We start from the raw sequence: 8,741 nt of genomic DNA, 5'->3' as shown, positions 1-8,741 counted from the left end.
GATGAGCAGGCCGAAGTCGATGCCGAAGAGGGTCAGGATGGGCGTGAGCGCGGCGCGCAGGCCGTGCCTGACCACGACCTCGCGCTCGCGCAGGCCCTTGGCCCTGGCGGTGCGGATGTAGTCCTCCCCCATGGTCTCCAGCATCCCGGCCCGGGTGAGCCTGGCGTAACCGGCGGCGAACAGGAACGCCAGGGTGATCCAGGGCAGCAGCAGGTTGTAGGCCCACTGCGCGGGATTCACGGTGAAGTCCGTCCACGCGCCGCCCGGCGGTGTCCAGCCCAGGCCGTAACTGAAGACGACCAGGGAGATCATGCCGGTGAAGAAGATGGGCAGCGACACGCCGGCCAGGGCGGTGCCCATGGAGATGCGGTCGAAGAAGCTGCCTCTGCGCAGGGCGGAGATCACGCCCACGCTGACGCCGGCCACGACCCAGATGAGCGCCGCGCCGAGGGCCAGGGAGAAGGTCACCGGCATGCGGTCGACCAGGTTAGGCCAGACGGGCTGCCCGCTGATGAAGGAGTAGCCGAAGCAGGGAGCCGGGCACTGCTCGACGCCCGCGCCGTAGTCGTACTCGGCGCCGGCGAACAGGCCCTTGAGGAACCTGCCGTACTGCACCACCACCGGGTCGTTGAAGCCGAGCCGCTCGGCCACCAGGTGGACGGTCTCCGGTGTGGCCGCGCGGCCGACGTAGCGCGAGGCCATGGCCTCGGGCGTCGCGCCCGCCCACTGCGGCACCACGAAGAAGATGCCGAAGGTGACCATGCTGATCACGATCAGCATGGCGAAGGCGCCGATCAGACGCCTGATGATGTATGTGACCACCGCTACCGGCCGAGTGGCCCGCCCGCCGCGGGCGGGCCACTCCTGCCTTCACCTGCCTTCGCTAGATCCCCGAACCTCGCCTGGTCACTGGACGCCGAGCAGCACGTAGTCGTACATGCTCTGGCCCTCGTTGTAGGCGATGTTCGTCACACCCTGGCCGCGCATGAGCAGCGACTTGGCCCACACCACCGGAAGGATGGAGGCGTCCTCCATGACCTTCTTGTCGACGTCGACCCAGAGCTTCTCGCGGGCGGTGGCGTCGAGCTCGGCCGAGGCCTGGTCGATCAGCTTGTCGACCTCGGGGTTCTTGACGCTCAGGTTGTAGTTGCCCGCCGGGCGGATGGTGCGGCTGTCGACGATGGCCTGCATGAAGCCGTAACCGTCGGGCCAGTCGGAGCCCCAGCCGTGGGTGGCCAGGCCGATGCCGTTCTTCTTCACGTAGGCGACGTTACCCGCGTAGTCGGAGAAGTAGCTGGAGGCCGGGAAGCCCTTCAGCGTGAGCTTGATGCCGACCTTGTCCAGAGCCTGCTGCATCGCCTCGGCCAGCGCCTTCTCGCGCGGGCGGTCCGAGCGGAAGGACATGGTGGTCGCGAAGCCGTTCGGCTGGCCGCACGCGGACAGCGCCGCCTTGGCCTTGGTCGCGTCACCCTTGTTCTCCGGCGTGGCGTACAGGTCGAACTTCTCCTGGCCGACGATGGGCGGCGGCATGACGTTCGTGGCGATGTCGCCGCCGGCCAGCGGGCCGCCGAAGGCGGTCTGGTTGGCGACGCGGTCCGCGGCGAGCAGGACGGCCTTGCGGCACTCGACGTTGTCCAGCGGCGGCGTGTCCGGGATCACCGAGACGTACCAGAGCCTGGGGATGGTCGGGTTGTCCGTGCGGGCCTTCAGCGCCGGGTCCGGCAGGACCTTGCCCAGGGCGGCCGGCTGCATGCCGGTGCCGGGGATGTCGAGCTGGATGCTGCCCGAGATGAGCTGGTTGTCGAGGTCGTCGGCGTTGACGTTGAGCTGGACCTCGATCTTGTCCGGCAGCGCGGGACGGTTCGGGTCGGTCGCCGGGTCCCACTGGTCGTTGCGGACCAGGCTGAAGCGCTTGCCGATCTCGTTCGTCTCGAACTTGTACGGGCCCGAGGAGACGACCTTCTCCTTGTACTTGGCGCCCGTGTCCTTGTCCTTCGGCACCGGGGCCGACATCGGCATCTGGACGACGTAGTCCATCGACGCGAACGGCTTGTTCAGGTGGAACACGACCGTCGTGTCGTCGGTGGCCTCGACGGCCGACTTGTAGTCGACGTCGGGGGTCTTGTAGACGCCCTTGAAGTCCTTCGGCCAGTTGAGCAGCTCGTTGAGGTAGGAGGGGCCGTGCGGGAAGGTCTCCTTGTCGAAGCTCCGCGCCACGCCGTACACCACGTCCTTGGCGGTGATCGGGGTGCCGTCTTCGAACTTCAGACCGCTCTTCAGCTTGTACGTCCACGTCTTGCCGTCCGCGCTCGGCGTGCCGAGCCCTTCGGCCAGGTCGGGGACGACGGTGTTGCCGTCGGGGCCCGGCCCCGTCTTGTACATGGTCAGCGTCCGCCAGTAGAACCGGCCGAAGTTGAACGAGTAGCCGTAGTAGGTGTCACCCGGGTCGAGGCTGTCCCAGTCGGAGGAGTGGGCCGCCTTGAGCGTGCCGCCCTTCTTCTGGGAAGGGTTGTACACCTGGGTGAGGGCGGTGTTGAACGCGGGTTGCGCGGCGCCGCCGCCGGCCGTCTGGGCGGGCTGCTGCGGTGTACCGCCACCTCCGCCGCCACAGGCGGAGAGCACCAGGGCCAGCGCCGCTGTCGCGGCTCCTGCCAGTGCGTGTTTCCTTCTCATTGACTAACCCCTTGTTAGTGAGATGCGGGGGATGAAGCGTTGGCGAGGTTCAGTGCGCGCGCGGGTCGAAGGCGTCCCTCAGCCCGTCGCCGAACAGGTTGAACGCGAGGACGGTGATGAAGATCGCCAGACCCGGGAAGAGCACGAAGTGGGGCAGCGTGTAGAAGCGGACCGCCTCGGAGAGCATCCCGCCCCAGGTGGGAGTGGGCGGGTTGATGCCGACGCCCAGGAACGAGAGCGCGGCCTCGAACAGGATGTTGGTCGGGATCAGCAGGGTCGCGTACACCAGGATCGGCGCCAGGAGGTTGGGCAGCACCTCGCGGAACAGGATGTAGCCGTGGCGCGCGCCGAGGCTCTTGGCCGCGTCGACGAACTCGCGCTCGCGCAGCGAGAGCGTCTGGCCGCGCACGATGCGGCCGATGCTGGGCCAGCTGAAGAAGCCGATGATGAAGATCAGCATCGCGATCCGCAGGCTGTCGCCCTCCAGGCCGAACGCCTTGTCGGGGATGACCCCGGCGAGCGCGATCGCGAAGACGAGCAGCGGGAAGGCCAGGAAGACGTCCATGAGCCGGCCGATGACCTGGTCGACCCAGCCGCCGAAGTAGCCGGCGACGACGCCGAGCGTGGTGCCGATGACGACCGACACGATCGTGGCCAGGAAGCCGATCAGCAGCGAGATCCAGGCGCCGGCGACGATCCGGCTGAAGACGTCGCGGCCGTTGATCGGCTCGACGCCCAGCAGGTATTCGCCGCTCACTCCGCCGAAGGTGCCCTTGGGCAGGAGCGTGTTGGGGTCGATCTGGTCCTGGTGGTATTCCAGCGGCGGGTGCCCCAGCAGCGAGATGATGGGCGAGGAGAAGATCGCCATGAGGATCAGCAGGAGCACGACGACGCCGCCGGTGAGCGCGATCTTGTCGCGCCGGAGCCGTATCCAGGCGATCCGGGTCAGCGACCGTCCCTGGATGGCCTTGCCCGCTCCCACGAGCACGGACTCCGGATGCGCTTCCGCGGCGGAGCCGGAAACGTCTAGCGGTGCGGTCATGCCGGATTGCCCCCTGGTACCAGACGACGCTGTCTCTGTGTACTGACTTTAGACCGCGACTCGCGACCTCAGGAGGCAGAATCTATGGCCTGAGCTGCGCTGACCAGCCCCTCAGGCCGCTATGTGGCTAATCTGTGATTGATGCGAAACTCATTCGTATCGATCTTGAAGAGATTGTCCGGTACGTGTCGCGTTTCCGTCTCAGAACCGTGACATATCCCCTCAAGGGACTGATTCAGCTGATGCCCCGGCGCTTCAGCAAGTCCTCAATGTCGGAGAAGTCGTCATCGGCCTTGGCGGGCTTCTTCGCACTCACCGCGGGCTGCGGCCCGGGCGTGGCGGCGGCGGGCTTCCCGGAAGTCTGCCTGCCACCCTGCTTGTCACCCTGCTGAACACCGGGCGTGGCGGGCTGCTGCGGCGCAGCGGCCTTCTTCTTCCTGCCGAACGCCAGCCTCCTGCCGCGCATCACCCCCGAGGCGACGAACAGTACTGCCGACAGCCCCGCCACGGCCACGCCCGCCCACACACTGGGATTGAACACCAGGCTGGTCACGAAGCCGGCGACGGTGGTGCCGATGGTCCACAGGGCCTGCAGCGCGCCGGTCAGGTAGGCCGCCATCGGCAGCAACGCCCACGCCGTCACCCGCATGCCGGAGGCCGCTCCCCTGCGCCTGAAGGCCAGAAAGGCGAGCGCCAGCCCGGCGATGCTCGCTCCGGCGCACAGCGGCAGCCAAGCGATCGCGCCATACGCGTCCATACAACCGTTCCCCTCGTCGTGGCTTTCTCTCCATCCTGGCACGCGAACCAGCGCCTGCCTCCTCCGCGAGAACCACTTTTCCCTTAGGGGAACCGGGGAGAAACCCTCAGGCGGGCGGCAGCGCCCTCAGGTCGGCGACCCCGACCTCCGTCAGGGACGAGACCACCAGGCGGCCGGGCGCCGGCTCGATCGGCAGCAGGCTGGGCACGGCGACCACCGCGCAGCCGGCCGCCGTCGCGGCCGCCACGCCGTTCGGGGAGTCTTCCAGGACGACGCAGCGGACCGGCTCAACGCCGAGCAGCCGGGCGGCCGTCAGGTAGGGCTCAGGGTCCGGTTTGGTGCGGGTCACGTCGTCGGCGGTGACGACGACGTCGAAGCGGTCTCTGCCGACGCTCTTGAGCACCGCGTCGGCGATCTCCTTGAGCGAGGAGGTGACCAGGCCCACGGGCACACCCTCGTCGCGCAGGGCGTCGAGCAGCTCGGAGGCGCCCGGCAGGACGCGCACCCCGGCCGACAGCCGGGCCACCATGCCGGTCGTCATCCACTCCCGCACGGTCTCGGGGGGCACATCGGCGCCGGACACGGCCAGCATGTAATCGACCGTGCGCTCCATCGACCCGCCGACGAGGTGGGCCTGGTGCTCGGGCGTCCACGCGGCGCCGAGCCTGGCCATCACCTCGGTCTCGATCTCCAGCCAGACGCGCTCGCTGTCGACGAGCAGCCCGTCCATGTCGAAGAAGACCGCCTGCATGCCCTGCCCCCGATTCGTCGTGCTCGTCTCTAGACGTTGAAGTATTTGGCCTCGGGGTGGTGGGCGACCAGCGCGGAGGTGGCCTGCTCGGGGTGGAGCTGGAACTCCTCCGACAGCGTCACCCCGATGCGCTCGGGGTCGAGCAGCTCGAACAGCTGCTTCTGGTCCTCCAGGTTGGGGCAGGCCGGGTAGCCGAAGGAGTAGCGGCAGCCCTGGATGTTGACCTTGAGCATGTCGTCGAGGGACTCCTCGCCGCCGATGCCCCACTCCGCGCGCACTCGGGCGTGCCAGTATTCGGCCAGTGCCTCGGTGAGCTGCACCGACAGGCCGTGCAGCTCCAGGTAGTCGCGGTAGGCGTCCTTGGCGAACAGCTCGGCGGTGGCGTCGGAGATCTTCGACCCCATGGTGGCCACCTGGAAGCCGACCACGTCGACCTCGCCGGAGTCTTTGGAGCGGAAGAAGTCGGACAGGCACAGGTGCCGGTCGCGGCGCTGGCGCGGGAAGGTGAAGCGGGTGCGCTCGTCGCCGTCGTCGCCGAGGATGATCAGCGAGTCGCCGTCGGAGACGCACGGGAAGTAGCCGTAGACGACAGCCGCCTCCAGCAGGCCCTCGGTCTGCATCCGCTCCAGCCACATGCGCAGCCGCGGCCGGCCCTCGGTCTCGACCAGCTCCTCGTAGCCGGGCCCGTCGCCGCCCCTGGTGGGCTTGAGCCCCCACTGGCCGAGGAACAGGGCCCGCTCGTCGAGGAAGGCGGCGTATTCGTTCAGCGAGATGCCCTTGACGATTCGGTCGCCGGAGAAGGGCGCCTTGGGCAGCCGGTTGTCGGCGGCCACGTCGGAGCGGGCCGGGAGCCGCTCGACGGGCGTGCGCTCCAGCACCGCGCCCGCCTTGACGCGCCGCTCGCGCAGCGGCGGCAGCGTCGCGCCCGCGACGCCGCGCTTGACGGCCATGAACGCGTCCATGAGCCGCAGCCCCTCGAACGCGTCGCGCGCGTAACGCACCTCGCCCTCGAACAGCCCGGCCAGGTCCTGCTCGACGTAGGCGCGGGTCAGGGCGGCGCCGCCGAGCAGCACCGGGTAGCGCTGGGCGAGCTTCCTGGAGTTCATCTCCTCCAGGTTTTCCTTCATGATGACCGTCGACTTCACCAGCAGCCCGGACATGCCGATGACGTCGGCCTTCTGCTCGTCGGCGGCCTCGAGGATGGCCGAGACCGGCTGCTTGATGCCGAGGTTGACCACCTGGTAGCCGTTGTTGGACAGGATGATGTCGACGAGGTTCTTGCCGATGTCGTGCACGTCGCCCTTGACCGTGGCCAGCACGATGCGGCCCTTGGTCTCGCCCTCGACGCGGTCCATGTGCGGTTCGAGGTAGGCGACGGCGGACTTCATGACCTCGGCCGACTGCAGCACGAACGGCAGCTGCATCTGCCCCGACCCGAACAGCTCGCCGACCGTCTTCATGCCGTCGAGCAGCACGTCGTTGATGATCTCCAGGGCGGGCCGCTGGCCGAGCGCGGTGTCGAGGTCGGCCTCCAGGCCCTTCTTCTCGCCGTCGATGATGCGCCGCTTGAGCCGCTCGTACAGTGGCAGCGCGGCCAGCTCCTCGGCCTTGCCGGCGCGCATGGCGGCGGCGTCGACGCCCTCGAACAGGTCCATGAACTTCTGCAGCGGGTCGTAGCCCTCGCGGCGGCGGTCGTAGACCATGTCGAGCGCGACCTGGCGCTGCTCGTCGGGGATGCGGGCCATCGGCAGGATCTTGGAGGCGTGCACGATGGCGGAGTCGAGCCCCGCGTTGACGCACTCGTTGAGGAACACCGAGTTGAGCACCATGCGGGCGGCCGGGTTGAGGCCGAAGCTGATGTTGGACAGGCCTAGCGTGGTCTGCACGCCGGGGAAGCGCCGCTTGAGCTCGCGGATCGCCTCGATGGTCTCCAGGCCGTCGCGCCTGGTCTCCTCCTGGCCGGTGGCGATGGGGAAGGTGAGGCAGTCGACGATGATGTCCTCGACCCGCATGCCCCAGTTGCCCGTCAGGTCCTCGACCAGGCGGGTGGCCACGCGCACCTTCCAGTCGGCGGTGCGGGCCTGGCCCTCCTCGTCGATGGTCAGGGCGACGACGGCCGAGCCGTGCTCGCGGACGAGCCGCATGATCTTCTGGAAGCGGGAGTCGGGGCCGGCGCCGTCCTCGTAGTTGACGGAGTTGACCGCGGCGCGCCCGCCCAGCATCTCGAGGCCGGCCGCCAGCACCGCGGGCTCGGTCGAGTCGAGCATGATCGGCAGCGTGGAGGCGGTGGCGAAGCGGAAGGCCAGCTCCTTCATGTCGGCCACGCCGTCGCGGCCGACGTAGTCGACGCACAGGTCGAGCATGTGGGCGCCGTCGCGGGCCTGGTCGCGGGCCGTCTCGACGCAGTCGTCCCAGCGGCCCTCCAGCATCGCCTCGCGGAAGGCCTTGGAGCCGTTGGTGTTGCAGCGCTCGCCGATGGCCAGGTAGGAGGTGTCCTGCCGGAACGGGACCGTCTGGTAGAGCGAGGAGGCGCCGGGCTCCGGGTGCGGGCGGCGGCGGGCGACCTCGTTGCCGCGGACCCGCTCGACGACCTGGCGCAGGTGCTCGGGCGTGGTGCCGCAGCAGCCGCCGACCAGGGACAGGCCGTAGTCGCGGGTGAAGGTCTCGTGCGCGCCGGCCAGCTCTTCGGCCGACAGAGGATAGTACGCGCCGTCGGCGGTCAGCACCGGCAGGCCCGCGTTGGGCATGCAGGACAGCTTGAGGCGCGAGTGGCGGGCCAGGTAGCGCAGGTGCTCGCTCATCTCGGCGGGGCCGGTCGCGCAGTTGAGGCCGACGACGTCGATGCCGAGCGGCTCCAGCGCGGTCAGGGCGGCGCCGATCTCGGAGCCGAGCAGCATCGCGCCGTTGGTCTCGATCGTCACCTGCGCGATGATCGGCACGTCGCGGCCGGCGTCTTCGATGGCCTGCCTGGAGCCGACGACGGCCGCCTTGACCTGGAGCAGGTCCTGGCAGGTCTCGATGATCAGCGCGTCGGCGCCGCCCGCGATCAGGCCCGCGGCGTTGTCGCGGTAGGCGTCGCGCAGGGTCGCGTAGGGCAGGTGGCCGAGGGTGGGCAGCTTGGTGCCGGGGCCCATGGAGCCGAGCACGAAACGCGGCCGGTCGGGCGTGGACCAGTGGTCGGCGGCCTCGCGGGCGATCCTGGCGCCGGCCTCGGAGTATTCGAAGACGCGGTCGGAGATGTCGTATTCGCCGAGGGCGGCGAGGTTGGCGCCGAAGGTGTTGGTCTCCACGCAGTCGACGCCGACCGCGAAGTAGGCGTCGTGGACGCCGCGCACGATGTCGGGGCGGGTGACGTTGAGCACCTCGTTGCAGCCCTCGTGACCGTGGAAGTCGTCGAGCGTCGGGTCTTGGGCCTGGAGCATCGTGCCCATCGCCCCGTCGGCCACGATGACGCGCTCGGACAACACTTCTCGGAAGGACGGGGAGGTGCTCATGGGGTCCAGCTTATCGGGTGCGTT

General features: G+C 69.0%; 6 protein-coding genes. All 6 read right to left on the bottom strand.

Going from position 1 to position 8,741, the window contains the following annotated elements; genetic code table 11:
* A partial coding sequence (locus tag C4V41_RS43755) for an ABC transporter permease (protein ID WP_103961926.1) occupies positions 1 to 822 on the bottom strand: 822 nt, incomplete at its 3' end.
* 84 nt (positions 823 to 906) lie between these two features.
* A complete protein-coding gene (locus C4V41_RS43750; protein ID WP_235030756.1) occupies positions 907 to 2,673 on the bottom strand; it encodes an ABC transporter substrate-binding protein in 1,767 nt (588 codons plus the stop codon).
* Positions 2,674 to 2,722: 49 nt separating this feature from the next.
* Positions 2,723 to 3,715: an ABC transporter permease gene (locus C4V41_RS43745; protein WP_103961925.1), complete on the bottom strand. Its 993-nt coding sequence runs from the start codon at positions 3,713 to 3,715 to the stop codon at positions 2,723 to 2,725.
* Between the two features lie 235 nt (positions 3,716 to 3,950).
* Positions 3,951 to 4,472: a single stranded DNA-binding domain-containing protein gene (locus C4V41_RS43740; protein ID WP_103961924.1), complete on the bottom strand. Its 522-nt coding sequence runs from the start codon at positions 4,470 to 4,472 to the stop codon at positions 3,951 to 3,953.
* Between the two features lie 106 nt (positions 4,473 to 4,578).
* The gene (locus C4V41_RS43735) at positions 4,579 to 5,223 is read right to left on the bottom strand and encodes an HAD family hydrolase (protein WP_103961923.1); all 645 of its coding nucleotides are present in this window, start codon (positions 5,221 to 5,223) and stop codon (positions 4,579 to 4,581) included.
* Between the two features lie 29 nt (positions 5,224 to 5,252).
* Positions 5,253 to 8,717, bottom strand: a complete 3,465-nt coding sequence (metH, locus tag C4V41_RS43730) for a methionine synthase (protein WP_103961922.1) — start codon at positions 8,715 to 8,717, stop codon at positions 5,253 to 5,255.
* Positions 8,718 to 8,741 lie beyond the last annotated feature (24 nt).

Origin of the sequence: Nonomuraea solani (assembly GCF_900108335.1) — a bacterium.
Lineage (GTDB): Bacteria > Actinomycetota > Actinomycetes > Streptosporangiales > Streptosporangiaceae > Nonomuraea > Nonomuraea solani.
This window is presented reverse-complemented; position numbering and strand designations above follow the sequence as displayed.